This window comes from Paenibacillus sp. alder61 (genome assembly GCF_020179875.1).
Classification (GTDB): Bacteria; Bacillota; Bacilli; order Paenibacillales; family Paenibacillaceae; genus Fontibacillus; species Fontibacillus faecis.
The window spans coordinates 1-26,531 of the sequence record NZ_JAIUDG010000001.1 but is presented as its reverse complement, the minus strand read 5'-3'; the positions used below and the strand labels follow the sequence as shown (position 1 = coordinate 26,531).

Genomic DNA, 26,531 nt, shown 5'->3' with positions numbered 1-26,531 from the left:
AATTCAAGGAGGAGCAGTCTCATGAATTTACGGTTTAAGAAATCCATATACGCATGTTTGGCCCTTGTCATGGCATTGTCCATCCTGGGGGCACCTGGAAAAATTGCCGCAGCCAGCGACGCCATCGTAAATATTTCGGCGGAAAAACAAGTGATTCGTGGTTTCGGGGGGATCAACCATCCGGTCTGGATCGGGGATTTGACGGCGGCACAAAGAGAAACCGCCTTCGGGAACGGAAATAATCAGCTGGGTTTCTCGATTTTGAGAATCTATGTACACGAAGACCGAAATCAATGGTACCGGGAAGTGGAAACGGCCAAACGAGCCATTGCCCTTGGTGGGATCGTATTCGCATCGCCATGGAATCCGCCCGCCGACATGGTCGAGACCTTCAACCGAAACGGCGATCCGTCGGCAAAGCGGCTCCGTTATGACAAGTATGCCGCGTATGCCCAGCATCTTAACGACTTCGTGACGTATATGAGAAACAACGGCGTGAATCTGTATGCGATTTCCGTCCAGAACGAGCCCGATTATGCCCATGACTGGACGTGGTGGACGCCGCAGGAAATGCTTCGTTTCATGAAAGAAAATGCCGGATCGATTAATACGAGAGTGATCGCGCCGGAATCGTTCTAGTATCTGAAAAATATGTCGGACCCGATACTAAACGATCCGCAGGCGCTAGCCAATATGGATATTCTTGGCGCTCATCTGTACGGGACCCAGGTCAGCAATTTCGCTTATCCTTTGTTCAAACAAAAAGGAGCGGGCAAAGATCTCTGGATGACGGAGGTATACTATCCGAACAGCGACAACAACTCGGCGGATCGTTGGCCCGAAGCCCTGGATGTGTCCTACCATATCCACAATGCGATGGTAGAGGGAGATTTTCAAGCTTACGTCTGGTGGTATATCCGCAGATCGTACGGACCGATGAAAGAGGACGGCACGATCAGCAAACGCGGTTACGCTATGGCGCATTTCTCCAAATTCGTCCGTCCCGGGTATGTCCGAGTTGAAGCGACGAAAAATCCGGAAACGAACGTTTATGTATCCGCCTATAAAGGTAATAAGAAGCTTGTTATCGTTGCCGTCAACAAAAATAACGCCGGGGTAAATCAGAACTTTGTCCTGCCCAATGCATCGGTTTCGAAAATCTCCAGATGGATCACTAGCGGCAGCAGCAATCTTCAGCCGGGAACGGAGCTTACGATGACGGGTGGAAATTTCTGGGCTCATCTCCCGGCTCAAAGCGTGACCACCTTTGTCGCTGATCTTGGCTAAGCTTCGGGTAACGCAAGGGGCCTAGGAAGGTAAGGGATTCAAACCGTTAAAGACCGGTAGAATAGTAGGCCTTGTATTCGGACGGCGTCATGTTCATATAGAACTTAAACCACTTGGAAAAGTAGCTGGCATGCTGATATCCGGACTCCAGCGCGGCTTCCAAAACATTGTACGATCCGGTGCGCAGCAGGTTGGCGGCTTGATTGATTCGAATGAAATTCAAGTATTCCATCGGCCGCATCCCGGTTTGCGTTTTGAAGAACTTGCAAAAATGGGAGCGGCTGAGGGACACCACGGCCGCCAATTGATCCAAATCCAGCTTGTCCCGGGCGTGTTCTTCCATATAAGCGAGCAGTTTCTTTATCTGCTGGTTCGCCTCGCGTGCGGGGCGTTTTCCCTGGTCTTCATTTCTCTTTATCAGTCCGTATTGGCAAATATCCGCAATCAGCAGGAACAACAGGCCTTTTATACTCATCTCATAGCCAGGTGAGCGCTGCTTATAGCGAATCAGAAGCTGCCGGACATGGTCCAGCAGTACGGGAGGCGTCCCCACCGATGTGGATAACAAGGCGGGGAGCCTCACTTTTTCCAGTAAAATCGGACCCAGGAACAGCTCCTCGATTCGATCCGCTTGGAATGAAGACAACCAGGATAATTTGAATACGATGGAGTAATAGCAAATCACTACACCCTGATCGTTAATTCCCGAATGCAGCTCTCCCGGATGAACGATCAGCGCTTCTCCCGCCGAAACGGCAAACCTCCGGTCTTCGATGCGGAATTCGGCCTTTCCTTCAGCCAGATAAATGATTTCCATTTCGCTATGCCAATGGACGGGAAGGATGGAATAGGCGTCGGCCGGGTGCTCCACCTTGTAAATATCCAGCGGGAATTCGGGAACACCGTGCAGCTTGTCCTCCCGGTAACGATGTTCAAACATAATGCCCTCCCACAAAACCGTAATATAGTGATCAAGAAACGTAATTATCTGCTAGATATTGCGAAAACAACAATAATATCATTATATTAATTCAAATCCATCGGGAAGGGGAGCGGTAATTTTGGAGCTGGTTCAATATCAGATCGAATCGAACGGCGTTAAGTTGGACACCTCCGATGGGATCATCCATATCGCTTTTTGCGCGGCGGGCATCGTAAGAATTCGTTACACCTTGGATTCGGAGTTTGGCAGCAAACGGAGCCTAGTAGTTGTGGAGCATCAGGAGAGGAAGGATGTTCCATGGACGGTTACGGAACGATCCGGGGATCTGGAACTGACCACCGATGTGCTCACGATTCGGGTGGACAAATCGACCTGCGCTTTCAGCTATTGGGAGGCGAGCGGCGGACTGTTGGCGAAAGAACCGTCCAGAGGAGGCAAGACGCTTGAGCTCACCGACGTTTACCGGACGATCTTCGACGTTTCCAAGGATTCTGTTGAGAATAATCTCGGAGCGGATGGGCTTCGGGCAAGAGTTGAAGGCATGAACCGCATTTTCGATAGGCGGGCCTATCATACCAAGCTGGAGTTCGAGTGGCAGCCCGGGGAGGCACTGTACGGGCTTGGCTCGCATGAAGAAGGGATGATGAACCTTCGGGGCAAACATCAATACTTGTACCAACAAAATATGAAAGCGGTTGTACCCGTGCTGTTGTCCACGCGCGGCTACGGAATTTTGGTGGACTCCTGTTCGAATCTAAGCTTTCACGACGACTCCTTTGGTTCGTACATCTGGACCGATGTTGACGACGAGATGGATTATTATTTTATTTACGGTCCGGAATTCGATCGGATTGTAGCCGGCATTCGCTTTTTAACGGGCGAAGCGCCGATGCTGCCGAAGTGGGCTTACGGCTATGTGCAGTCGAAAGAAAGATACGTGTCCCAGGAGGAATTGATCGCTATCGTACAGGAGTATCGGGAGCGCAAACTGCCGCTGGATTGCATTGTATTGGACTGGCAGTCGTGGGAAGGCGAACTGTGGGGACAAAAGACTCTGGATTCACGGCGTTTTCCGGACCCCTCGGGTATGATGCGCAAGTTGCATGAAATGAACGCCAAATTGATGGTATCGATCTGGCCGACCATGAGAAAAGGGGGTGACAATCATCGCGAAATGAGCGAGTCCGGTTTTCTGCTCGGAAACCAGGCCACATACGACCCTTTCAAGGAGGAAGCTCGCCGATTGTATTGGAAGCAAGCGGATGACGGACTGTTTTCTCATGGTATAGACGCGTGGTGGTGCGACTGTACAGAGCCGTTCGAAGCGGACTGGAAAGGAGCGGTGAAGCCGGAGCCCGAATTGCGAATGCTGACCAACACGGCCGAATCCAAGCTTTATCTTGACCCGGAGTATATCAATGCCTATTCGCTGCTGCATTCCAAAGGTATCTATGAAGGACAACGCTCCGTAACCGCCAGTAAACGGGTTGTGAATCTGACGCGTTCCGCTTTTGCCGGGCAGCATCGCTACGGCACGATTACATGGTCGGGTGATATATCGGCCAATTGGGAGACGCTCAGAAAGCAAATTGCGGACGGTCTTAACTTTTGCATGACGGGGTCTCCTTACTGGACGCTTGATATAGGAGCGTTTTTCATTCACAATAAGCCGGACCTTTGGTTTTGGAACGGGGATTTTAACGAGGGAGTTGCGGACCTGGGGTACCGCGAGCTTTATGTCCGCTGGTTCCAATGGGGAGCTTTTCTCCCCATGTTCCGTTCGCATGGTACGGATACGCCTAGGGAAGTTTGGCGATTCGGCGAGCCGGGCGAGCCGTTTTACGACACATTGGTGAAGTATTTGAAGCTCCGATACAGGCTGATGCCTTACATCTATTCACTTGCGGGGGCGGTCGCGCATCAAAGCTATACGATGTTTCGGGCGCTGGCTTTTGATTACCGGGAAGATACGCGTGTGCACAACATCGATGATCAGTTTATGTTCGGCCCGGCGTTCCTTGTCGCGCCTGTCACAACAGCGATGTACTACGGTCCCGGCTCCTGCAAGTTGCATAACGTCAGTAAGTTTCGCAATGTCTATTTGCCGGCCGGTGAATGGTACGAATATTGGAGCGACGAACGAATCGAGGGCGGCAAGACGATCGAGGCGAAAGCCGATTTGGAGACGCTTCCGCTCTATGTCCGCGCCGGCTCGATTATTCCTGTCGGACCGGATCTCCAATTCGCCGACGAACTGCCGAGCGCGCCCATACGCCTGAAAGTATACCCCGGCAAGGATGCCGAATTCACACTTTATGAAGATGAAGGGGATACCTACAATTACGAGTCCGGTTCGTACTCCTTGATTGAGATGCACTGGTGCGAAGCTGCGCGCACACTAACGATAGGGGGACGGAACGGCAATTTCGACGGTATGCCTAACGAAAGAGAATTCTTGGTTGAAATCGCCGGCAAAGCTGGTCAATGCATCGTTTTTTACCGGGGTGACGCTGTGGTCGTGAGAGAAGATCAAGTTGAAAACGCTGTGCTATTTCTAGACTCTTCGATGGGAAAGGAGGATGGATGATGACCGGACCTTCATCGGATGCCGTTGATGAAACAGGAGCTGCAATGTCGACTCAGGAATCGGCTTATCGCAGGATGATTGCGAAATCGCTTTTAAGTCAAGGCAATAACCAAAGATTGAAGAGGGCCATCGAGAAAGCGAAAAGAGGCGAGCAAGTTACGATCGCTTATATCGGGGGTTCAATTACGCAGGGGGCGGGTGCGGAGCCGCTGCCGACGAATTGTTACGCTTACCGGTCGTACCAGCTCTTTAAGCGAATGTTCGCGCCCGCCGACGGCAGCTCCATTCACCTGGTCAAAGCAGGGCTGGGGGGTACACCGTCGGAACTGGGGGTCGTCCGTTATGATCGTGATGTGACCGGGGACGGTGCGGTAAAGCCGGATATCGTCGTCGTGGAGTTTGCCGTCAACGATGCGGACGACGAAACCGAAGGGAATTGTTACGAAAGTCTGGTGCTTAAAGCCCTTGGCGCCGACAACAAGCCCGCGGTAATCCTGCTGTTCAGTGTGTTTGAAAACGACTGGAATCTCCAAGATCGGCTCGCCCCTGTCGGTTGGCATTATCAGCTTCCGATGGTCAGTATAAAAGACGCCGTCGTGGAGCAGTTTCAATGGACCCGTGAGCAGGGCAACATCGTGTCCAAGGAGGAATTTTTCGCCGATATGTATCACCCTACTAATCGGGGACACGAGATTATGGCCGATTGTCTGGGGCGTTTATTCGATGTAACCGACCGGGCAGTCTCGGACGAGGAGGATATATCCATCCACAAGCCACCGGCCATTGGCAACGACTTTATCGATATACGGCTGCTGGACCGACTAAATGGCCCAAGTATCGCACGAATAAATGAGGGGAGCTTTCGGGAGACCGATGCCGAGCTGCAGTTGGCGGAAATGGACGATCATTCCTTGGGGACACCTCAATTCCCCAATAACTGGATGCACACGGCCGAAGCAGGGGATGCTCCGTTCAGGATGACCCTGAGGAGCAAACGGCTCATTTTGGTTTACAAGGATTCGGGGGACGCGGAATTTGGCAGCGCAAACATAGGGGTGGACGGGAAAATGGTAAGGGTAGCCGATCCGCATCAAGTGAACTGGACTCACTGCCATGCCGTGATCCTATACAATGAGCGGGAGTCCGCCGAACACACGGTGGAGATTACAATGGCGGACGGACAACAGAATAAGCGGTTTACAATCCTGGGATTTGGCTATTCGCCGTAATGAATTCATTTTTGAAGGAAAATACGAAAGGAGAGAATGGAATGGGAACGACAGCTCCGGAAGGCTTCGATCGGTACCGGGAAAATATTGCCCGCGGAAATGTGGAGATGGTGGAATATTTCTCCGAAACGGTAGGGAATTCCCGAAAAACGCGGATATATACGCCCCCAGGATATTCCCCAAACCAAACTTATAACGTATTGTACCTTTTGCACGGTATTGGAGGGGACGAAAACGAATGGTTCAACCATGGGCAGCCCCAGATCATCCTGGATAACCTCTACGCCGACGGCATGCTGGAGCCCATGATCGTCGTGTTTCCCAACGGCCGAGCGATGCCGGACGACCGTCCCGTTGGAGATATTTTCGACCCCGAGAAGATTCGGGCGTTCGAAAGATTCGAATCCGACCTGCTCCAGGATCTGATCCCGTGGATCGAGTCGAAATACTCGGTATCGCCAGACCGGGAGAGCCGTGCGATCGCAGGCTTGTCCATGGGCGGCGGGCAGTCCTTGAACATCGGCTCGAACCATCTCGACCGGTTTGCCTGGATCGGAGCCTTTTCCCCGGCGCCTAATACCAAAACTCCCGATCGGCTATTTCCCGATCCGCAGGAAGCCGCGGCCCTTCTCCGACTGCTGTGGCTTTCTTGCGGAGATCAGGATGATCTCAAGCATATCAGCGAACGGACGCATGCTTATTTGGCGGAGCACGGTGTACCTCACATATGGTTTGAGGAAAGCGGAGGCCACGATTGGTTCGTGTGGAAAAACGATCTGTATCATTTTTCCCAACGGTTATTCAAAGTTGCAAAATGAGAAGAGTGCCGCAGTTGATGAGGAGGACGTCGTGAAATGAAACAGCAAGGATTAAATCCCTACCTGCCGTCATGGGAATATGTACCTGACGGAGAACCCTATGTTTTTAACGGCAGGGTTTATGTGTACGGCTCGCACGACCGTTTCAACGGAGACGTGTTTTGTATTAACGATTATGTGTGCTGGTCGGCATCCGTGGACGATTTGGGCGACTGGCGATATGAAGGTGTGATTTACAAGAAAACGGATGACCCGCTTAATCCGGACGGCAGCATGTGCCTTTATGCGCCTGACGTTACCGTCGGTCCGGATGGACGGTATTATCTCTACTATGTTCTCGATAAGGTTTCTATCGTTTCGGTAGCCGTCTGCGATACACCGGCCGGCAAATATGAATTTTACGGTTACGTCAGGTATGCGGACGGCACACGTCTGGGAGAAAGAGAAGGCGACGAGCCCCAGTTTGATCCGGGCGTGTTGACGGAAGGAGAGAAAACCTATCTGTATACCGGTTTCTGTGCAGTCGGAGACCAATCCAGACACGGGGCCATGGCCACGGTGCTGGGTCCCGATATGCTGACGATCGTGGAAGAACCGGTATTTGTCGCGCCGAGCGAACCATACAGCAAGGGCAGCGGGTTTGAAGGACATGAGTTTTTTGAGGCTCCTTCCATCAGGAAGAAAGGCGATACCTATTATCTTATCTATTCCTCGATCGCCATGCATGAATTGTGCTATGCCACCAGCAAATTTCCGACGAAAGGATTTGTCTACCGGGGGATTGTCGTAAGTAACAACGATCTTTATATTGATTCCTACAAGCCGGCGGGCAAACCTATGTATTACGGCGGGAATAATCATGGAAGCATCGTCCAAATCAACGGGAATTGGTTTGTTTTTTACCATAGACATACCAACGGCACAGCTTTCAGTCGGCAAGGCTGTCTCGAACCGATCACTTTCAGGGAGGACGGAAGGATTCCACAGGTGGAGATGACCTCCTGCGGTCCGAATGGCGGGCCGCTTGCGGGGCGCGGGGAATATCCCGCTTACTTGGCATGTAATCTGTTTTGCAAAGACGAGGCGCTGTATACCGGCGGTTTCGGCTCGGGGGCGTGGCTGGATAGCCGATTCCCGAAAATAACCCAGGATGGAAAAGACGGGGATGAAGAAATCGGGTACATCGCCAATATGACGGATTCCGCTACGGCCGGTTACAAGTATTTTGACTGCCGTGGAATCAGGAAGGTTAAAATCAAGGTACGCGGTTACTGCCAAGGGGTCTTTGAGGTTAAAACGTCATGGGACGGCCCGGCTCTCGGAAGTATACCGGTCCAATTTTCGAATATCTGGACGGAATATGCTGCCGATGTCGTCATTCCGGACGGTATACAAGCGCTTTATTTTACTTATAGAGGTTCGGGAGGCGCAAGTCTGTCCTCATTTACATTACTTGGAGATGAATAGGAACACCAATTCAAATTCAAAAAGCGGTCTCCGTTCGCAGGGATGCGAAGAGGCCGCTTTTTGTTCTTTTTCCATCTGACCGAGTTTCTATTTCATATCGCGCCAGTTTTGGATATTGTTCTCCCAAATATATTTATATTTATCGATAATATCTCTTGCCGTTTTTGGCTTTTGTCCAGTTAAAGTTTCAATGGCATCGGAATGAACGTTTAATAGCCCTTCTTTAATGCTGGCATCGGTTGTCACGAGATCATCGCCGCAGAATGGGACAGGCGAGCGGGAGAAGTCTCCGGTAATTTCTCTGGGAATGTGCAGTTTCTCCAGGTGCTCGTAATATTGCTCCGCATTCACAGGGACATACTCCAGGTCCTTGCCGGAAACCTCTTTGATAAGATTGCACAGATCCCTTACGGAAACGGATTCTGATCCAACGATGTTGTAAGCTTTGTTGTCTTCGCCTTTTCCGAGCAGGGCTGCGGCTGCGGCCCGTGCGCAGTCATCTTTGTGGACGAGAGTAGCCCGCTCTTCACCGGCCGTGCTCAACCACTTATTGCCGGACATGAGGGCCAACATCGTATACATGGTCAGATAGTTTTCCAGATATAAGTTATTTCGCATTGCATTATAGGCAATGCCTGTCGACTTTAAGTAGTTTTCAGTCGCAGTATGGTCCGGAGTTACAAAAACATGAGCGTAATTGGGATCTGTCGCACCGATAAAAGAACTGTAGGTGATGTGTGAAACCCCTGCTTTGATTGCCGTATCAATCGCATTTTTGTGCTGTTGGACTCTTTTGCCTACTTCAAGCCCAGAGACGATATAGATACGATCCCCATCTTTGAAAGCCCGTTCCATGGACGGAATGTCATCATAATCGATTTCGAAGATTTGAACGCCCGCACCTTCCCAACGTTGAACCGTATCTTTGGGAATTCTGTCTTTCTTCATACATGTGAAGGTTAAATTTCGACCATCCACTTCCGCGAGCACCGTTTCCGCTACACGGCTTGCTAGTTGACCGTCTACGCCGGTTACAATATAACGCATTTTCATTCCTTCTCTCTAGTGATTATTTTCACAATTAAAGAGTAGCACAGGTTGACACTGGTGTGAAATTACCCTATGTTATGAGTTATAAAAAGGATTTATATATTAAAAAGGGTGTTACAAGTGAATATACAGCAACTCAAATGTTTTGTTTCTCTGGCTGAAACACTGAATTTTTCGACAACGGCGGAGAAATTAAATTTGACCCAGCCCGCTGTAAGCCATAATATTAAAAGTTTAGAAAATGATCTGGGAATCACTTTGTTTGTCCGCAACAAAAGAACCGTAAATCTGACGATCGCCGGGCATAGCTTCTACGAAGATTTGGAAGGACTTCTATTCCGGTTGGACCAATCCATTAAGAAAGCACAACGGCTTTCGGAGAAATATGAAAGTACTTTGATCATCGGATACACGGAGACTGTTTTTGAGAAGAATTTCTTGCCGGACCTTATTAAGCGGTTTAAGGAACAATATCCGCAGATCCAAATCCAGTTAAAAAAGTCTAATTTGACAAGAGAGAAAGAAGACCTTTTGAACCAAAAGTTTGATATCGTCTTTACTACAGAAGATAATTTGGGAAAGGATACTGATTTTTGTTTTTACCCCGTGCATCGAGGGTCTTATGGTTGTATACTGCCCCCGAATCATCCTTTTGCGAAGGAAAGAGAGTTGTCCGTCGAACAATTAAATCATGAATCGCTCGTTTTGTTTGATGATCACCAATCTCCCCCAACCCTAAAAAGGCTGCATAGGCAAATCATTGAGAATTGTCCGGATTCCGTCTATACCTACGGAGATACCATTAATACCGTACATACCATGATAAAGAGTGATCTTGGCATTTCGGTTCTGCCGGACTTTGTGATTGGAGAGGATAGCGAGATCGTCTTCGTTCCTTTAAGCCACACTGAAGAAGTGATCTACGGGATCGCCTGCCTTAGAAGCGAAGAGCGCTTGGAAGTAAAACGCTGGATCTCAAATATTAGAGAGTTATTCACTTAAATCGAACCTGAACCGGGCAAGGGGAATCCTTGCTGTGGCTTCAGGTTTTTTAGGCTTCTCTTTGTCCGGCAACAAGGCGGGCTATTGAAAAAATGACAACGCTTTCTTAAAAATGTTGGCTTACGGCGATAAAGTCCGGGAGGATAGACTAGTTGTAAAGCCCCTGCTTCCGAAGTAAGTTTCGCACGAAGCTTATTCGGGAAGCAACGCTCACAAAACTTTGAGGAGGAGCGCATATGGAACTGGATACACCGCTGACGAGCCCTGCGGCTCAGGGTGGCCGGCGGAGCCAACTGTGGAAGCGGTTCAAAAAGCAAAAGGTACTGCATGCATTTGTCGGACTCGGCATGATTTTTCTGCTGGTTTTTTCGTACACGCCGATGTTTGGGATTTTGATGGCATTTAAAGATTACAGCATTTCAAACGGCATTCAGGGGATCTTTACCAGCGAATGGGTGGGCCTGAGGTATTTCGATGAGTTCATTCACGATTATCAGTTTGCCACGATTGTCCGCAACACGCTGGTCCTGAGCTTTCTGAAGGTCATCTTTGCCTTCCCGGCGCCGATCCTGCTCGCGATCATGCTGAACGAAGTGAAGAACATGGCGTTCAAGCGGTTCGTTCAGACGATCAGCTATTTGCCGCATTTTATTTCCTGGGTTGTCGTTGTCGGCGTCTCCTACGCTTTTCTGTCCGCGGACGTCGGCATGGTGAACAGAGCTCTTGTCGAAGCCGGATTGATCGACAAACCGCTCAATATTTTGACGAGTCCCGATTACTTCTGGGGGCTTGCCGTCGGAAGCGCGATTTGGAAGGAAATGGGCTGGTGGACAATCATCTTCCTGGCGGCCATTACGGGAATCAATCCCTCGCTTTACGAAGCGGCCGAGATTGACGGCGCAGGCAGACTGGCGCGCATCCGTTATATCACGCTCCCGGGGATGAAAGGAACCATCGTCGTTGTGCTGGTCCTGACGATCGGCAGCATTCTCGGCGGCGGGCTGGTCGGTTCGAACTTCGAGCAGGCCTATCTGTTCGGCAACAGCATCAACAATCCGACATCGGAGATCGTCCAGACCTACGCGTTCAAAGTCGGCCTGAGCGACGGACGTTTTTCTTATGCTGCGGCGATCGATCTAATACAGTCCGTCATCTCGGTGGTGTTGATTTTCTCCAGCAACTTCATCGCCAAGCGAGTTTCGGGGTCAAGCTTATTCTAGAAAAAAGGAGGGTTGGGGGTGCTCAAAAGCCAAAAACAGAAGGATTTTCTTTTTGACAGCGTGATTTACATTGTATTGTTTATCATCATGCTCACCATGTTGTACCCGTTCTATTATGTGCTGATCGCCTCATTCAACAAAGGCTCCGATACGCTCCTGGGAGGCGTCTATTTATGGCCTCGAAGCGTTACTTTGGAGAATTATAAAATTTTTCTGGAAGATCCGAAATGGTATCGCGCCTTTTTGGTTACGGTTGCCCGGACGATAACGGGTACGGCACTGGGGCTTCTGCTGACGAGCCTGGTCGCTTACGCGCTTTCGCACCGCGATTTGTTGTTCAGCAAGACGTATTTTTCGATCATCGTTTTCGCGATGTACTTCTCCGGCGGTTTGATTCCTTATTACGTGGTGCTGCGCTCGATCGGATTGCTTAATTCATTTGCCGTATATATTGTGCCATCCATGCTCAATACGTTTTTTCTGCTGATCGCCATCTCGTTCTTTCGCGAAATCCCCGGCGAGATGAAGGAATCGGCGCATATGGACGGCGCCGGCGAACTCGTGATTTTTTTTCGGATTATCCTTCCGGTTTCAACGCCGGTACTCGCCACCATGGCATTGTTCATGGGCGTCGGCCAATGGAATTCATGGCTGGACTCCGCTTATTTCGTACAGTCGGAAAACTTGAGAACGCTTACTTACCGCATGATGGAAGTGATCAACAAGAGCAACTCGCCAATGGATGCCATTGCCGTTGCGAACAGCGCTTCGGCCTCGGCAGGGGTTACGAGCTTCTCGCTGCAGGTCACGTCGATGGTCGTCTCCATCGTTCCGATCATTTGCGTTTATCCGTTTTTGCAAAAATATTTTGTGCATGGAATCATGCTGGGCTCTGTGAAAGGGTAGAAAATCATTTCCATTTTTAAGCGCTTACATCAAAATAACCATATACCATTGGAGGGGTTCCATTGAAAACAGTTCATAGCTACAAGCTGCTCTCGGCGGCGTTGGCGGTGGTGCTTGCGTTCACGCTGCTGTCCGCCTGCGGCGGCAACGGTAAAGGCGAAGGCGCAACCGCGAAGCAGGGCGGCGAGTCGCCGGAGAAATCCGGAGGCGTGAAGGAGTTATCGCTATTCATTGATGCGCCATGGTACCCGGTAAAAGAATGGAAAGGACCGGTAGCCGAAAAAATTACGGAGAAAACGGGGGTCAAGCTCAATGTTACCGTCGCGACGGACGATAAGCAGCTGCCGCTGATGATTGCTTCCGGAGATCTGCCGGACCTCGTCTTCACGTATTCCAATATCAATCGGTTGTCGGACGCGAAGCTGTCCTATCCCTGGAATGAATTGATCGAGAAATATGCTCCGGATTTCAAAATCGATCCGACAAGAATAGCGATCCATACGATGGACGACGGCAACTTCTATACGGTTCGGAATTCATTCGCTACGCAGGAGGAAATGGCTCAACATAAATATTCGATCGGCAGCGACGGCAATCCCGGCATAGCGGTGCGGGAAGACATCCTGAAGGAGCTCGGCGATCCGCCGATTCAATCGCTCGACGATTTCACGAAAGTGCTCGGCCTGGTCAAGGAGAAGTATCCCGATATGGTCCCGCTGATCATGGACAAAGAATGGATTGAGCAGTATTTTTTGCAGCAGTTCGGCACCGAAGCCCTCCTGGACGGCTGGTATGAACGGGACGGAAAAGTGGATTACTCCATCAGACAGCCGAAGATGTTGGACTTTTTCAAATTTATGAACAGCTTATACCGGAATGGATACATTCTGGCGGAAAATTTCGCATTCGCCAACGACCAGATCGACGACCAGTACGTGACAAGCGGCAAAGCGTTCGCCCACGGCTATACCGTGACCGCGGCGGACTCGGATAACATCAAAATCAAGAGCGGCGGAGGCTCATTTACGTTCAAAATGCTGCCCAGCGCCTTGTCGAAAGACGCGAAGGTCGTAAGTACGGGGCTCGGATTTGCCGGCACGTTCATTACCAAGAAAAACAAGGATCCGGAGGCGTCAATCAAGTTCATTCAATACCTGGCGAGCGACGAAGGCAAAAAACTGACTATGTTTGGCGTCGAGGGCGAGCATTGGACATGGAACGAGGCGGGTTATCCGGATCTGAAATACAATCCGACCGATGCCGACTTCATCAACGGCAATGGGATTAAATGGTGGTACCTGTACAACGACGGAGTCACGGAAGGCATGCTGTCCTATGTTCCCGGCACGCAGAAGACACAGGCCCTGATGGAGACAAAGGCCATTACGACCTATAAACCGGCGATCGGTCTGATCCAGACCCAGCCGGATTCCAAAGAAAAGACGCTCAAAACCAAGATCGACGAAATGATCAAGAATGAGAAGGTTAAAATTTACCTGGCGAATTCCGAAGAGGAGGCCGTCGCGAAATACGAGAATATGATAAAGACCGCCGAGAATATGGGCTTGCAAGAGCTTGTCGATTGGGCGAACGAGACTTATCAGAAGAAGAAGGATTTGTTCGAGTAAGCGAGAGGCCGCCGCAGCCGGTAGGGACGTCAGTCTCTACCGGGTTTTGCTTGCTCATGGCAAGGTTGGAGGAAATAAATCGGCAGCGGGAGGAATCGTTACCGTGAGCATTGTACGCAAAATCATTTTAGGCTATGTCATCCTGATTTTTATTCCGGTCGTCACGTTCGGTTATTACTACTATGTTCAAATCTACGCCAACCTGACCCAACAATTCGTGGAGAGCCGGCAAAAAATATTGGAACAGGCCAAGGCAAACATGAAGGCGGACCTGACCCGAATCGACTCCATCCATCGCTTGCTGCAATATAACCCGTATGTCACGGATTATTTAGGCGGCATTTATGAATCCGACTCGGACAGCATTTACGCGTACAATCGGTATATCAGTCCTATAATTACACAGTCTCTGTACGCCAATCCGGAAATTGAAATGTTCAGGATCTATACAACAAAGGAGCGCGTGCTTCAAATCACCGACCGGTTTATCGATATATCGGCTCTGGACCCTCAGAGCAAGGAGATCGCCGGTTTGCTCAAGCCCGGTCAAGGCGTATGGGGGGTGCCCGAACCGGGAGCCCGGGAACCGGGACTCGTTTTTTATCAGAACATTTACAACCCGGATTTTACAGAGGTCATCGGGCTCCTCGAACTCCGCGTGAGCGGTGGTCTCATTCGAAAATTTTACAACGCGGCAGGCGGGGAAGGAAACTGGAACGCGTTCCTGTTACCGAAGCAGAGAGGTTTGCCGGCGGCGGAAGGCGCGATTGCCGGGATGGACGACGAAACGTGGAAACAGCTCGGCTCGAACGATACGAAAGCCTATTTCATCAACCGGAAAACGATCGTAAATCAGCTCTACATCGAGGAGCTCGACGTCCGGGTCGTCGTCACCGGAAAAGTAAACGAAGTGTTTCACGCGGTTAAACGCAAGGAAATTATTCTGATTTCCACCATCGCCCTTCTACTGGGGGCCTTGTCGCTTGCTTATTATACGCTCGCGTCGACCATTACGAAACGCATCCTTCGGCTGGCCAGGCATATGCGCAACCTGAGCGATGATAACATGAAACAGTACATCAGCAAGTACGACAGGCCGAACCGTCAGGATGAGATCGGGTTTCTGACCATGACCTACAACTCGATGATCCGGCGTATGGATGAACTGATCAACAACGTCCACCGGGCCGAGCTGCGAAACAAAGAAGCGGCCTATAAAGTGCTGCAAGCCCAAATCAAACCGCATTTTCTTTACAACACGCTTGAGACTATCCGAATGCTGGCGGAGTCCAACAACGATAAAGAGGTAGCCGACATTTCCTATTGGTTCGGAAAGCTGATGCGCTACAGCCTGTCTTCCAAGGAGGATCAGACGGTGCTTGCCAGGGAGATCGAGACGGTCGTCTTCTATCTCAATATTCACAAAATGCGGCTTCAGAGCAGGCTGAGTTACGAGATTGACATCGCCGTCGACGCGGAGCAGATCGCCTGTCCCCGGTTCATACTCCAGCCTTTGATCGAGAACAGCATCATCCATGGGGCCTCCGCAACGCTACGCCCTGTCCAGATCAAGCTTCAGGCGTCGGAAACGGCCGACGAAGTCCGAATCCGCGTTTCGGACAGCGGAATAGGCATTCCGGAAGACCGACTGCACAGGCTCCGTTCACGGCTGACGGAGGAAAGCGATGCCCATTCCGTCCAGGAGATGGAGGGAGGCGTGGGTCTGATTAACGTTAACGAGCGGGTCAAATCGTTTTTCGGCGGTGCTTCGCGTCTGGCACTTGATAGCGAGCAAGGCCGGGGAACATGTCTCACCATCATCATATCGAAGGGGCGGCGGGTCAACGATGAGATTATTGATTGTGGATGATGAGCCGATTATTCTTGGGGGATTGGTCAAGGTCATCAAGGACGCGGCTCCCCTCGGTACCGAGGTGCGCGAGGCAGGCAACGCTTTTGAAGCGCTTGAAGTCATGAAAGGTTATATGCCGGATGTCACGGTTACGGATCTCCACATGCCGGAGAAAAACGGATTCGAGCTGATGGAGGAGGCCAAAGGGAGCGGCTTGTGTGACCGGTTTATTATCCTGACGGGCTACGACGATTTCGAATACGTAAGGAGAGCATTGCGCTGGGGCGTGGTGGACTATTTGCTGAAACCGCTTGACAAAAATGAGATTGCCGGGCTGCTGACGCATATCGATCAGGAGCTTCCTACCGAAGCCGATTCGGAATGCGAACGGCACACGAAACGTATTCTGGCTTATATAGAAAATCATTATATGAACGATCTTTCGCTGGATCATCTCGCCGAATTGATGAAACTTCATCCGAATTACATCAGCAGCTTGTTCAAGAAAGTGACGGGCGACACGTTTGTGAATTATTTGAACGCATTCCGAATCAAGGAGGCGCAGAAACTGCTGGGGACGCACCGGCATCTTTCCGTAAGCGAGATCGGACGGCGGGTCGGATTTGAGAACAAACATTATTTCACCAAAGTGTTTAAGAAGTATACGGGGATCACGCCGGGAGCATCCCGGACGTCAGAATAAAATGAAACGGAGGCGTTTCGATGCGCATTGACGCTCACCAGCATTTCTGGAAGATCGACAGGAACGATTACGGCTGGATCACGCCGGAAATGCCGGTGCTGTTCCGCGATTATGGGCCGTCCGACCTTGAACCGCATTTGCAAAAACACGGCATCGGCAAAACGATTTTGGTACAGGCGGCGCCAACGATGGAGGAAACCGAATTTATCCTTGAATTAAGCGAAACGGCCGACTTCGTCGCCGGTGTGGTCGGGTGGCTGGATCTTGAGAACCCATCCTACAAGAAACAGTATGAGCGGTTTTGCAAGCATCCGAAATTTATCGGGTTCCGCGTGATGATTCAGGAGATGGAGGACCCAAACACCGTATTATCACCCGCCTATATAGAAGCGCTTTCATACTTTGCGGAACAGGAAGTGCCGGTTGATTTGCTAGTACTGGCGAATCAACTGCCGCAGCTTATCCAATTGCTGGAGGTAATTCCCGGGCTTCGGGGCGTCGTCGACCATTTGGCGAAGCCGCCGATCGCTTCGGGGGTTCTGGAGCCGTGGAGGAGCCATATGGCGGAAATCGCCCGGTATCCGGGCATATACTGCAAGCTGTCCGGGATGGTGACGGAAGCCGATCATCAGGGTTGGAAAAAAGAAGATTTCACGGCGTACATTCATGAAACGCTTGATTTGTTCGGTCCCGAAAGGGTGATGTTCGGCAGCGATTGGCCCGTGTGTCTTCTGGCGGCAACTTATGATGAAGTCGTAGACATATTGCGGCAGGCATTGGAAGACCGGCTGCCGGCAGAAGCGATCGACGCTGTTTTCGGCGCCAACGCCGCGAAATTTTACAAATTGAATGAAATTTGAGATGGGAGGAACGTTTGCGATGAAATACAGAAAGTTGGGGAACACCGGGCTGAACGTGTCGGCGTTAAGCTTTGGGGCGTCTTCGCTGGGAGGCGTGTTCCGGGACGTTCGGAGGGATGAGGGGATACGTACGGTCCATACCGCCATCGACATGGGCATCAATCTGATAGACGTTTCGCCTTATTACGGCCTGACGAAGGCGGAAACCGTGCTGGGCGAAGCGCTGCGGGCGATTCCGAGGGACCGGTATATTCTGTCCACGAAAGCGGGGCGTTACGGGCAGGATGAATTTGATTTCTCGAAAAAGCGGGTGATTGACAGCGCGGAGGAAAGCATGCGGAGACTGGGGACGGATTATCTCGATATTTTGCTGCTGCACGACATCGAGTTCGGTTCGTTGGAGCAGGTGGTGGAGGAAGGGATTCCCGCGCTCGAACAGTTGAAAACATCCGGCAAAATCCGTTTCTTCGGCGTGTCCGGCTTGCCCTTGAAGATCTTCGAAGCGGTTTTGTCCCGTACCGCTCTGGATGTTATCTTATCGTACTGCCATTATTCGCTGAACGATACTACACTGCTTGGTCTTCTCCCGCTTTTGGAACGGCAGGGAACCGGTCTGATCAACGCGTCGCCGCTGTCCATGGGTTTGCTGAGCAACCGGGACGTGCCGGATTGGCATCCTGCGGGCGAGGACATCAAGGCCGCTTGCCGACGGGCCGCCGAACATTGCCGGAGCAAAGGAGCGGATATCGCGAAGCTGGCGGTTCAATTCTCCACGGCGGATGAACGTATACCGACGACGCTGGTCAGCACGGCAACTCCGGAAAATATCCGCAACAATATTTTGTGGACGGAAGAACCGATGGACGAATCCTTGCTGCGGGAAGTACTGGACATCCTGAAGCCGGTCGATGGCGCAACATGGCCGAGCGGACGCCCGGAATGGGGCGGAGATCCGGCCGGGCGGATCGGGGGGCGGTTCCAATGAAAGGCATCATCTGTGAGGAAGTGGGGCGGTTCGCGTTTCGGGAGGATCTGCCCGAGCCGCAAATTCGCGAGGGCGAGGCGATCGTAAGGATTCGGCGAATCGGCATTTGCGGAACCGACCTGCACGCGTACCGGGGCAATCAGCCTTATTTTACCTACCCGCGCGTGCTCGGCCACGAACTGGCCGGTACGATCGAGCAGATCGGCGACAACCGGGAAGGGCTGCAGGCCGGCGACCCGGTCAGCGTTATCCCGTACATGCATTGCGGCCATTGCCGGGCCTGCCTGAGCGGGAAAACGAACTGCTGCCAGCATATGAAGGTGCTGGGCGTTCATACGGACGGTGGGATGCGTGAGCGAATCGCCGTGCCCATATCGAGCCTCATCAAGACGGAAGGACTGACGATGGATCAGGCGGCGATGCTGGAGCCGCTGGCGATCGGCGCGCACGCCGTCCGCCGTTCGGGGCTTGGCGCCGGGGATCGGGCGCTCATCATCGGCGCCGGGCCGATCGGGCTTGGCGTGATGGCGATGGCCAGCTACGCCGGCGCGAAGGTAATCGCGATGGATGTGAACGACGAGCGTTTGGACTTCTGCAAGGGCTGGGCTGGTGCCGAGCATACGGTCAGCGCGCTCCGGGAGCCGAAGAAACGGCTGGCCGAGTTGACGGACGGCAGCTTCCCGGCATTCGTCATCGACGCAACCGGCAACGTCTCGTCCATGGAAAACGCCTTTGGACTAGTCGGTCATGGCGGCTCTTTGACCTACGTCGGACTGGTGAAAAGCACGATCACCTTCAACGATCCCGATTTTCACGCGCGCGAAATGACGCTTCAGGGCAGCCGAAACGCCACGCGCGAGGATTTCGGGCGGGTGTATGCGGCCATAACGGACGGCTCTATCGACATCGGCCGCTACATTACCCACCGAAGCGCGTTAGAAGACATGATCGGGCAGTTCGACAGTTGGCTGAAGCCTGAATCGAAAGTGATCAAAGCATTGGTGGAACTGGATTAACCGCAAACCATTTTTACGACGATCCGGTGGAATGGAGGAGGAACATGAAGAGTATCGCTGGTAGGGAAAGGAAGCACCGATTATGGTACAGAAAGCCCGCGTCGGAATGGAACGAGGCTTTGCCGATCGGAAACGGCCGCCTGGGCGCGATGATCTTTGGCGGTACGGCCGAGGAGCGGCTGCAGCTTAACGAGGATTCCGTTTGGTACGGGGGTCCGCGCGATCGCAACAACGAGGAGGCACTGGTCCATTTGCCCGAACTGCGCAAGCTGATTATGGAGGGACGGCTGAGGGAGGCGGAGGAGCTGGCAGAGATGACGATGGCCGGACTGCCCGAAACGCAGCGGCACTATTTGCCGCTCGGCGATTTGCTGCTGTCGTTCGGCCAGCACGGGAATCCGGCCGAAGATTACGAGCGGGAGCTTGATTTGGAGCGCGGAATATCCCGAGTCGCCTATCGAATCGGCGAGGTGCGGTATACCCGCGAGCTGTTTGCCAGTTACCCGGATCAGACCCTCGTCATCCGGATTTCCGCCGACAAGGAGAAGGCGGTATCTTTTAAGGCCCGGTTTAATCGGCAGAATTGGAGATACCTGGAGAAGTCGGAGAAATGGGAACAAGGCGGGCTGGTGATGCGCGGAGAGTGCGGGGGGAAGGGCGGCGGTTCTTTTTGCGCCGTCTTGAGAGCGATTCCGGAAGGCGGCACCTGTCGGACCCTGGGCGAATATCTGCTGGTGGAAGGAGCGGATGCGGTCACGCTGCTGCTTGCCGCAGGAACGACGTTCCGCTATCCGGATCCGGAGCTTTCCTGCAAACGACGGTTGGATCAGCTGAGCCGGACGCCTTACGCCGAACTGCTGGCCCGGCATGTCGCGGACTACCGCCAGCTTTTCGGGCGGGTCGGCCTGACGCTGCCGGAGAGCCCGGGCAAAGGCGCGCTGCCGACCGACGAAAGGCTGGAACTGCTCCGGAAGGGGGAAGAAGATGACGGACTGATCGCAACCTATTTTCAATTTGGTCGTTACCTGCTCATTTCCTCCAGCCGACCGGGCTCCCTGCCCGCAAATCTTCAAGGCATCTGGAATGACAGCTTTACCCCGCCCTGGGACAGCAAATTTACGATTAATATTAACGCGCAAATGAATTATTGGCCGGCGGAATCCTGCAATCTGGCGGAATGCCACGAGCCTTTGTTCGATTTGATTGAACGGATGCGGGAGCCCGGGCGGGTCACGGCCAGCGTAATGTACGGCTGTCGGGGGTTCACGGCGCACCACAATACGGATATTTGGGCGGACACGGCGCCGCAGGACTCGTATCTTCCAGCTTCCTTCTGGCCGATGGGCGCCGCCTGGTTGTGCCTGCATCTGTGGGAGCATTACCGGTTCAGCGAGGATCGTTCTTTTCTCGCGAAAGTGTATGAGACGATGAGGGAAGCGGCCTTGTTCCTGCTCGATTATTTGATCGAGGATGACGAAGGACGCCTGATTACTTGTCCGTCCGTCTCTCCGGAAAACAGCTACAAGCTGCCAAATGGCGAGACAGGGGTGCTCTGCGCCGGGGCTTCGATGGATTTTCAGATTATCCGAGCGTTGTTTGAGGCCTGCATCCGCAGTGCGGAAATCATCGGACGGGACGAGGTCTTCCGCGGGGAACTAGCCGCCGCCTTAAAGCGGCTGCCCCGACCGAGAATCGGCAAATACGGGCAAATTCAGGAATGGATGGAGGATTACGAGGAGGTGGAACCGGGGCACCGCCACATTTCCCACCTGTTTGCCCTTTATCCGGGCGAAGGGTTTAGTGTGGAGCGCGAGCCGGAGCTGGCCCAAGCCGCGCGGACGACGCTGGAACGCAGGCTGGCTAGCGGGGGCGGCCATACCGGCTGGAGCCGGGCATGGATTATCAATTTCTGGGCCAGACTGCAGGATGGGGGCAAGGCTTACGAGAACGTGAAGGCGCTGCTGGACCATTCCACGCTGCCCAACCTGTTCGACAACCACCCTCCGTTTCAAATCGACGGTAATTTCGGCGGGACGGCAGGGATTGCCGAAATGCTGCTGCAAAGTCACACCGGGGTAATCCGGCTGCTTCCCGCTTTGCCGGGCAGTTGGAGCGAGGGGAGCGTCACGGGACTTCGGGCGCGCGGGGGCTTTACCGTCGACTTCGCCTGGAAGGCCGGTTGTGTAACTGAAGCGGTGGTGACCTGCGCGGTTTCCGGCCCATGCCGCGTCGAAGCCCCCGGTCTTGGTACCGTTGAGTTTGAAGGAAGGGCAGGCCGTTCCTATACGTTCACCGAACCCCATAATATGGAGTTTTCGTGAAACTTCCCGATCATCGCCGCTGAACAGCCGTTCGGCGGCGATTTGTAGTTGAAGGGCTGAGACGACATCCGATATAATACGGGTCTGAGTTTGAATTTGGGTTGGGGTTGATATAGTTGAAGTGGATCATCGGTTTACGCAATATTAAGACAGGTCTGGCTATCTGCATTTGTATCCTGATATCGGCGATGTTAAAGCTGGAGTACCCCTTTTACGCGGCGATCGCCACGATCATTTCGATGGAGAATTCGGTAACCAATTCGTTTACGGCGGGCAAATACCGGACGATGGGCACGGTCGTCGGGGCGATCGTCGGCGCCGGCTTCGCTTTTATCGAGCCGGGAAACGCAGTTTATTGCGCCATCGGCGTGATGATCGTGATCTACGTTTGCAACCTGCTAAAATGGAACAAATCGGTTTCCATCGGCTGCATCGTTTTTCTTGCCATCATGCTTAATCTTCAACCAGGGGAGAGCCCGTTGTTCTATGGGATCAACCGGATTACGGATACTCTGATCGGGATCGCTGTCGCCGTGATCGTCAACTATGCCGTTTTTCCGCCCAAACATGAAGTCAGCCTGCACAAAGAACGCAAAGCGTTGGGCAGACGGATGGCCGATGTGTTTGGACAGATCGCCGGCCGCGGGGAACAGGTCGATCTCAAGAGACTTCGTTCCGAACTGGGTAACTTGGAGAAATATTACCGGCTGTGTAAAGACGAATTTCATCTAAAAAAAGACGTCGGTGACACGATGGAGCAAATCGGCGAGGAAATTGAATCCTACCGGCATATTTACGAGCATTTGATTATTTTGCGGCGGATCGTGGACGAGCATGGCTTGAAGTTCGCTGCAAATACAGAGGTTAAAGCGAAGTCCATGGATTGCGACCGTGCCGTTCAAACTCCAACCGCGGTCGAAGCGGCGGCTTATCCGGAAACAGACCTTGGGCGCAGGATAGCAATCGTCTACGATTACCACGTGAATTGGGTCTATAACAAAATGCAGGAGCTCGGACTGCCGGTCCCGCTTAAGCAAATGATCCGGCGGGTGGAAGTGCCGGAGTAGAATGCTTATTTTACTTGTTCTTATTCGTGAAATGACGGGTCGGGAATCGGGAGGATTGTTCTCAACATGCCGTTAACCCTGGCGAGTTCGTCGTAGGCTTCCCGCATCGCCAGACTAATTTTGAAGTACAGCACCATATCCCCCAAAAACAAAACGATTCGTTGTTCTGTTCGTTCTTCCACATCCGCAGACAAAAAGATCGCCGCTGTTTTGAAAAAAGGTTCACGGTCATCCGCTGCAACTTCTTTTACGGGTCCGAGCAAGCTCAATTCTTTCCTCAGAAACTCGCGCATGTCGTGAACGTTAAGGGTTTCGTAAAAAAGTCGGGTAATCGTTACATGAGATTGTCCGTCATGGGAAACAAGATGATCTTGCCGGGGTTTAGTGGAAATTTGGGCCGTATATTCGGGCAGTACATAGAAGTAATAACCTTGACTGCTGCTCATATAATAGGCCGTTTCGATCAGCGAATATCCGGTATCGATGCCTTTTGATTGCGGGAGAGCGGCGTTCCAATAAGGCAGGGGGATACACAAGTTTTGTCCGGGAATAAGGGCCTGGGGCGGGATGCCGGGATTAGCCGACATGAGTCTGTCCGGAGTTACTTTGACCCATTGCGACAATTCGTAATAGGTGTCCCCTTTTTGCAGGGTATAGTTCCAAAAATGAAGGCCGCAACGGCTCCGGTTGGGACGAGCAGATCCGTTGTGATGCACTGGCGATAGCTCATACGAAGGAATGCAGATGACTTGGCCGATCATCAGTCGATCCGGGTTGAGAAAAGGGTTGGCCTGAATCAGATTGGGCAAAGGGACTTGGAAGAAACGGGCGATACGGTAAAGGGTGTCTCCGGGTTTAACGGTATACGTGAAGGAACCTGGGGGACAGGTCCCGGTAGGGATACAGAGCTGCTGTCCCACATATAGAACATTCGGATCCTGAATGGACGGATTATAGTACAGGATGTCCTCCCAGTACACATTAAATTTATCGACTAAAGCTAACAAGGTATCCCCCGGCTGAACGGTATAGGGCATTCCCCAGGGGCATTGACTGATTGGGCGATACATATAAACTCTCCTTCGTTGTCGGGATGAGTTATTATATTCGCCTATTTTATTTTGGTGAGATGGGGTGCCCCCGGAAGCCGCCGTAAGGACTACTTCAGAATAAAATCGATAGATTCCTCTATCTCCTGACCGACTTTGAAATACAGGGTGTATTCGCCTGAAGGCCATGCCAAGTTTTTCAATCTCAGGGGATAAGCCGCTAAATCCTCGGTAACGCGAATGTCCTCTTTTTGGAGTACGGTTGAATCGCCCTTTTTGGTTACGTAAAGCTGTGAGACACGCAGATTCTTTTTCTTGTCTCCATCCGGGAAAATGGCCAGCGCGGTGAGCACGCCGTCATTTTTAAATTCCCTACCGTTATCACGCATCCTCGGGTATTCCTCGTTTACTTCTTTCCCTAATTGGAGGCCGTAATTTGAGCTTTGGCTTATCGCTTTAAACCCCGCGAACAGGCCGGCAAGCAGGACCATACCGGCGATGATGACCGCCGCGACAGTCAAAGTCTTTTTTTCACGAATTGGGATGCGCCTCCCCTACTGTCATATACCTTTATCCTAACATGCAAACCTGGAACAGGCACTCATCTACTCATCCGGATCATTTCTTTATAAGCGGGATAGTCATGAATCGCAATTCCGCCAAACCCGAAATGGTCCGCAAAAAAAGAGGATACCGTCCTTAACTGCTGGTTCATGTAATCCCGCCCCCCGTGATAGTAGGTAATTTCGTTCGGGATGCTGCCTCCGTTGGGAGGATTGGTCTCCGCGCCGATATATACCTTCTTTCCCTTTTTGGCCGCATAATCGATTTCCGCCTGGGTGGCGCGAATTTGCCGGTCGGCCGTGTTGCGGTATGCCATGATGGATACGGTGTCCACAATATCTATGACAAAATAGCTCAAAGGCTTTTTTTCTCCGCCGGTCTCAACAATGACCGGGTTTTCCCCTGTGGCGTACCACCACGGGATCGCCGCGTTGAATTCCAGGTTTTTGTCGTGCAGGGCAATTTGATTCGCGATTTTCTTTAGCACCTGAATAAATTGATAACTTACGGAGCCTCTTCTGGTTTTATATTCGGGGAGTGTATGGGGTTCGATATCATATTGAATACCGTCAAATTTCGTGGCCGGGTGCGACGTATTAAACAGAAGAACTTGACGAAGCTCTTCCAAAGCCTCGCGGTGATGGGTTTCCAGCGCCCAGTTGGCTCTTCCGACGAGCGCGAAAACGCGAATCCCGCTGGCGTGCGCACGCCGAATCAGCTCCTCGTAAGCAGCGGGTTGATCCGGCAGCGTCCTTCGGGTGCCGATAAACAGTAAATTGATTTCATGATCTTTTAGAAAACTCAATAACTGGGTGATCTTGTTCGAATCCGCGGCCGCTTCATAAAAGTCCCATACCCATAAAGCTTTGGTACGCCCGCTGTCCGCGTTCGCCGTGCTGGCCGTGTAAGGGGTTGAGCTCATCAGCAAGCAAACGGAGAAAAACAGGACGGTTGCCATTTTTTTCACTTGTTCTCTACTCCATTCTCTATATGTTTTCTTAACCAAAAACCAGATTATCATAAAATTGGAATTTGTCGAAAGGTCTGTTTGGACTAATCTAGTAGGTCGAATTTAGGGTGGGGTTCGTTAGAGCCAATGCTAGAATAAAGGTCTGGCAGGATACGAAAGGAGTGGACTTGGTGCAAGAAATGCGGTTGAAGCTAAAAACATATATGGACCGGTACTTGGAGTTATGGGATTTTTAAGCATATCGAGATTTATCCGGTAGTCGACGGGTTATTTGCGCGCAGATATAGCGATCAGATCGAACCTTACCGTTTTATCAAGAATGATAAGGGAGAGATGACGTTTTTCGGCTATCCCAAATTGGACTAGCGCCTCATCAGGCATCGTAGTAGGGGGAAATGGGAATAGGCTGTATTTAGTCCCACGGCGTTTAGGGTGCCTAGCTCTTTTCGGTAGTCTCTAACTCGAAAAAGATGCAAATCTGCAGGTATTTAAGCCGATCCACGGTGGAATGCGAGAAAAGATGCAAATCTGCAGGCTTTTCTAGCGATTTTAGAGAAGTGAGTCGGTTTCGTAGGAAATTCCTGCAGAATTGCAGGAATTTTCAAATTTTGGCCCCGAACAAGAAAAAAAGATGCAGATATGCAGGAATTTGAAGTTATCAAGGTTGTATGGAGGGCACACAGAACGGACAGGATGCTGACTTTTTTAAGACTCTTCGCCTCGGCGTAGGCGGGCTCAATTCTGCATGCACCCACTACAAATTTCCTAGGTTCTCGCTGCGCTGCAATAGCGGCCTTTTGGGCCATTATTCCGGCATTCGCCTCCATCGAGAAAACAGCGGTCAAACGAAGGGTCTAATGGCCGTACCCGCCTCCCTTAGGGTAGCGTCAAGAAGTTTGTGTAAGCAGTAGAATATTCATCAAGGGTAGATGAATGGGGGATTTGGTGGGGAGGGGAACCCTCCCCACCAAACTCCAGATCACGCTAGTTATCAGTATTGTTGTCAG

General features: G+C 51.8%; 20 protein-coding genes and 1 pseudogene. 16 read left to right on the top strand and 5 right to left on the bottom strand.

Going from position 1 to position 26,531, the window contains the following annotated elements:
• Positions 1-21: 21 nt before the first annotated feature.
• Positions 22-1,287: pseudogene (locus tag LBW89_RS00105) on the top strand (glucuronoxylanase).
• 46 nt (positions 1,288-1,333) lie between these two features.
• On the opposite strand, the gene LBW89_RS00100 reads toward LBW89_RS00105, so the two are convergent.
• Positions 1,334-2,227, bottom strand: coding sequence for an AraC family transcriptional regulator (locus LBW89_RS00100; protein ID WP_225038124.1), 894 nt, complete (start codon positions 2,225-2,227; stop codon positions 1,334-1,336).
• A gap of 121 nt (positions 2,228-2,348) precedes the next feature.
• Between LBW89_RS00100 and LBW89_RS00095 the strand changes: the two genes are divergently transcribed.
• From LBW89_RS00095 to LBW89_RS00080, 4 genes are read left to right on the top strand one after another with little or no spacing between them, the layout of a single operon-like run.
• Positions 2,349-4,817 (top strand): TIM-barrel domain-containing protein, encoded by a 2,469-nt coding sequence (locus LBW89_RS00095; protein WP_225038123.1) that lies wholly within the window; start codon positions 2,349-2,351, stop codon positions 4,815-4,817.
• Positions 4,818-4,861: 44 nt separating this feature from the next.
• On the top strand, positions 4,862-6,046 hold the full coding sequence (locus LBW89_RS00090; protein WP_318249331.1) for an SGNH/GDSL hydrolase family protein: 1,185 nt from the start codon (positions 4,862-4,864) through the stop codon (positions 6,044-6,046).
• Positions 6,047-6,087: 41 nt separating this feature from the next.
• Positions 6,088-6,864 carry an alpha/beta hydrolase gene (locus LBW89_RS00085; RefSeq protein WP_225038122.1) on the top strand — a complete coding sequence of 259 codons (777 nt, stop codon included), beginning with the start codon at positions 6,088-6,090 and terminating at the stop codon, positions 6,862-6,864.
• Between the two features lie 36 nt (positions 6,865-6,900).
• Positions 6,901-8,331: a family 43 glycosylhydrolase gene (locus tag LBW89_RS00080; RefSeq protein WP_225038121.1), complete on the top strand. Its 1,431-nt coding sequence runs from the start codon at positions 6,901-6,903 to the stop codon at positions 8,329-8,331.
• Between the two features lie 87 nt (positions 8,332-8,418).
• On the opposite strand, the gene LBW89_RS00075 is transcribed toward LBW89_RS00080, so the two are convergent.
• Positions 8,419-9,378 carry an NmrA family NAD(P)-binding protein gene (locus tag LBW89_RS00075; RefSeq protein ID WP_225038120.1) on the bottom strand — a complete coding sequence of 320 codons (960 nt, stop codon included), beginning with the start codon at positions 9,376-9,378 and terminating at the stop codon, positions 8,419-8,421.
• A gap of 123 nt (positions 9,379-9,501) precedes the next feature.
• On the opposite strand from LBW89_RS00075, the gene LBW89_RS00070 reads away from it, so the two are divergent.
• The 11 genes from LBW89_RS00070 (at position 9,502) to LBW89_RS00020 (ending at position 22,941) form a co-directional block, all read left to right on the top strand.
• Entirely contained in the window at positions 9,502-10,383 is an 882-nt protein-coding gene (locus LBW89_RS00070; protein WP_148450168.1) for a LysR family transcriptional regulator, read from the top strand.
• A gap of 236 nt (positions 10,384-10,619) precedes the next feature.
• Entirely contained in the window at positions 10,620-11,603 is a 984-nt protein-coding gene (locus LBW89_RS00065; protein WP_148450167.1) for an ABC transporter permease, read from the top strand.
• Between the two features lie 18 nt (positions 11,604-11,621).
• Positions 11,622-12,509, top strand: a complete 888-nt coding sequence (locus LBW89_RS00060; RefSeq protein WP_148450166.1) for a carbohydrate ABC transporter permease — start codon at positions 11,622-11,624, stop codon at positions 12,507-12,509.
• 62 nt (positions 12,510-12,571) lie between these two features.
• Positions 12,572-14,137 (top strand): extracellular solute-binding protein, encoded by a 1,566-nt coding sequence (locus LBW89_RS00055; RefSeq protein WP_225038119.1) that lies wholly within the window; start codon positions 12,572-12,574, stop codon positions 14,135-14,137.
• Between the two features lie 103 nt (positions 14,138-14,240).
• Positions 14,241-16,007, top strand: coding sequence for a sensor histidine kinase (locus LBW89_RS00050; protein ID WP_225038118.1), 1,767 nt, complete (start codon positions 14,241-14,243; stop codon positions 16,005-16,007).
• Positions 15,985-16,692: a response regulator gene (locus LBW89_RS00045; protein ID WP_225038117.1), complete on the top strand. Its 708-nt coding sequence runs from the start codon at positions 15,985-15,987 to the stop codon at positions 16,690-16,692. Before LBW89_RS00050 ends, LBW89_RS00045 begins: the two co-directional genes overlap by 23 nt.
• 20 nt (positions 16,693-16,712) lie before the next feature.
• On the top strand, positions 16,713-17,552 hold the full coding sequence (locus LBW89_RS00040; protein WP_225038116.1) for an amidohydrolase family protein: 840 nt from the start codon (positions 16,713-16,715) through the stop codon (positions 17,550-17,552).
• Between the two features lie 19 nt (positions 17,553-17,571).
• Positions 17,572-18,537: an aldo/keto reductase gene (locus LBW89_RS00035; RefSeq protein WP_225038115.1), complete on the top strand. Its 966-nt coding sequence runs from the start codon at positions 17,572-17,574 to the stop codon at positions 18,535-18,537.
• Positions 18,534-19,553, top strand: coding sequence for a zinc-binding alcohol dehydrogenase family protein (locus LBW89_RS00030; RefSeq protein WP_148450160.1), 1,020 nt, complete (start codon positions 18,534-18,536; stop codon positions 19,551-19,553). Before LBW89_RS00035 ends, LBW89_RS00030 begins: the two co-directional genes overlap by 4 nt.
• Before the next feature lie 44 nt (positions 19,554-19,597).
• The gene (locus tag LBW89_RS00025; protein ID WP_225038114.1) at positions 19,598-21,874 is read left to right on the top strand and encodes a glycosyl hydrolase family 95 catalytic domain-containing protein; all 2,277 of its coding nucleotides are present in this window, start codon (positions 19,598-19,600) and stop codon (positions 21,872-21,874) included.
• Positions 21,875-21,990: 116 nt separating this feature from the next.
• Positions 21,991-22,941: an FUSC family protein gene (locus LBW89_RS00020; RefSeq protein ID WP_225038113.1), complete on the top strand. Its 951-nt coding sequence runs from the start codon at positions 21,991-21,993 to the stop codon at positions 22,939-22,941.
• Between the two features lie 20 nt (positions 22,942-22,961).
• Here the strand turns inward: LBW89_RS00020 and LBW89_RS00015 are convergent, their stop codons facing one another.
• From LBW89_RS00015 to LBW89_RS00005, 3 genes are all read right to left on the bottom strand, one after another.
• The gene (locus tag LBW89_RS00015) at positions 22,962-24,011 is read right to left on the bottom strand and encodes a LysM peptidoglycan-binding domain-containing protein (protein ID WP_225038112.1); all 1,050 of its coding nucleotides are present in this window, start codon (positions 24,009-24,011) and stop codon (positions 22,962-22,964) included.
• Positions 24,012-24,100: 89 nt separating this feature from the next.
• Positions 24,101-24,481 (bottom strand): hypothetical protein, encoded by a 381-nt coding sequence (locus tag LBW89_RS00010; protein ID WP_225038111.1) that lies wholly within the window; start codon positions 24,479-24,481, stop codon positions 24,101-24,103.
• Between the two features lie 110 nt (positions 24,482-24,591).
• A complete protein-coding gene (locus tag LBW89_RS00005; protein ID WP_225038110.1) occupies positions 24,592-25,521 on the bottom strand; it encodes a hypothetical protein in 930 nt (309 codons plus the stop codon).
• Positions 25,522-26,531 lie beyond the last annotated feature (1,010 nt).

Coding starts and splice junctions, on each gene's coding strand:
- LBW89_RS00100 (WP_225038124.1), bottom strand. CDS start 2,227: ATGTTTGAACATCGTTACCGGGAGGACAAGCTGCACGGTGTTCCCGAA.
- LBW89_RS00090 (WP_318249331.1), top strand. CDS start 4,862: ATGTCGACTCAGGAATCGGCTTATCGCAGGATGATTGCGAAATCGCTT.
- LBW89_RS00085 (WP_225038122.1), top strand. CDS start 6,088: ATGGGAACGACAGCTCCGGAAGGCTTCGATCGGTACCGGGAAAATATT.
- LBW89_RS00080 (WP_225038121.1), top strand. CDS start 6,901: ATGAAACAGCAAGGATTAAATCCCTACCTGCCGTCATGGGAATATGTA.
- LBW89_RS00075 (WP_225038120.1), bottom strand. CDS start 9,378: ATGCGTTATATTGTAACCGGCGTAGACGGTCAACTAGCAAGCCGTGTA.
- LBW89_RS00065 (WP_148450167.1), top strand. CDS start 10,620: ATGGAACTGGATACACCGCTGACGAGCCCTGCGGCTCAGGGTGGCCGG.
- LBW89_RS00045 (WP_225038117.1), top strand. CDS start 15,985: ATGAGATTATTGATTGTGGATGATGAGCCGATTATTCTTGGGGGATTG.
- LBW89_RS00040 (WP_225038116.1), top strand. CDS start 16,713: ATGCGCATTGACGCTCACCAGCATTTCTGGAAGATCGACAGGAACGAT.
- LBW89_RS00035 (WP_225038115.1), top strand. CDS start 17,572: ATGAAATACAGAAAGTTGGGGAACACCGGGCTGAACGTGTCGGCGTTA.
- LBW89_RS00030 (WP_148450160.1), top strand. CDS start 18,534: ATGAAAGGCATCATCTGTGAGGAAGTGGGGCGGTTCGCGTTTCGGGAG.
- LBW89_RS00025 (WP_225038114.1), top strand. CDS start 19,598: ATGAAGAGTATCGCTGGTAGGGAAAGGAAGCACCGATTATGGTACAGA.
- LBW89_RS00015 (WP_225038112.1), bottom strand. CDS start 24,011: ATGTATCGCCCAATCAGTCAATGCCCCTGGGGAATGCCCTATACCGTT.
- LBW89_RS00010 (WP_225038111.1), bottom strand. CDS start 24,481: ATGGTCCTGCTTGCCGGCCTGTTCGCGGGGTTTAAAGCGATAAGCCAA.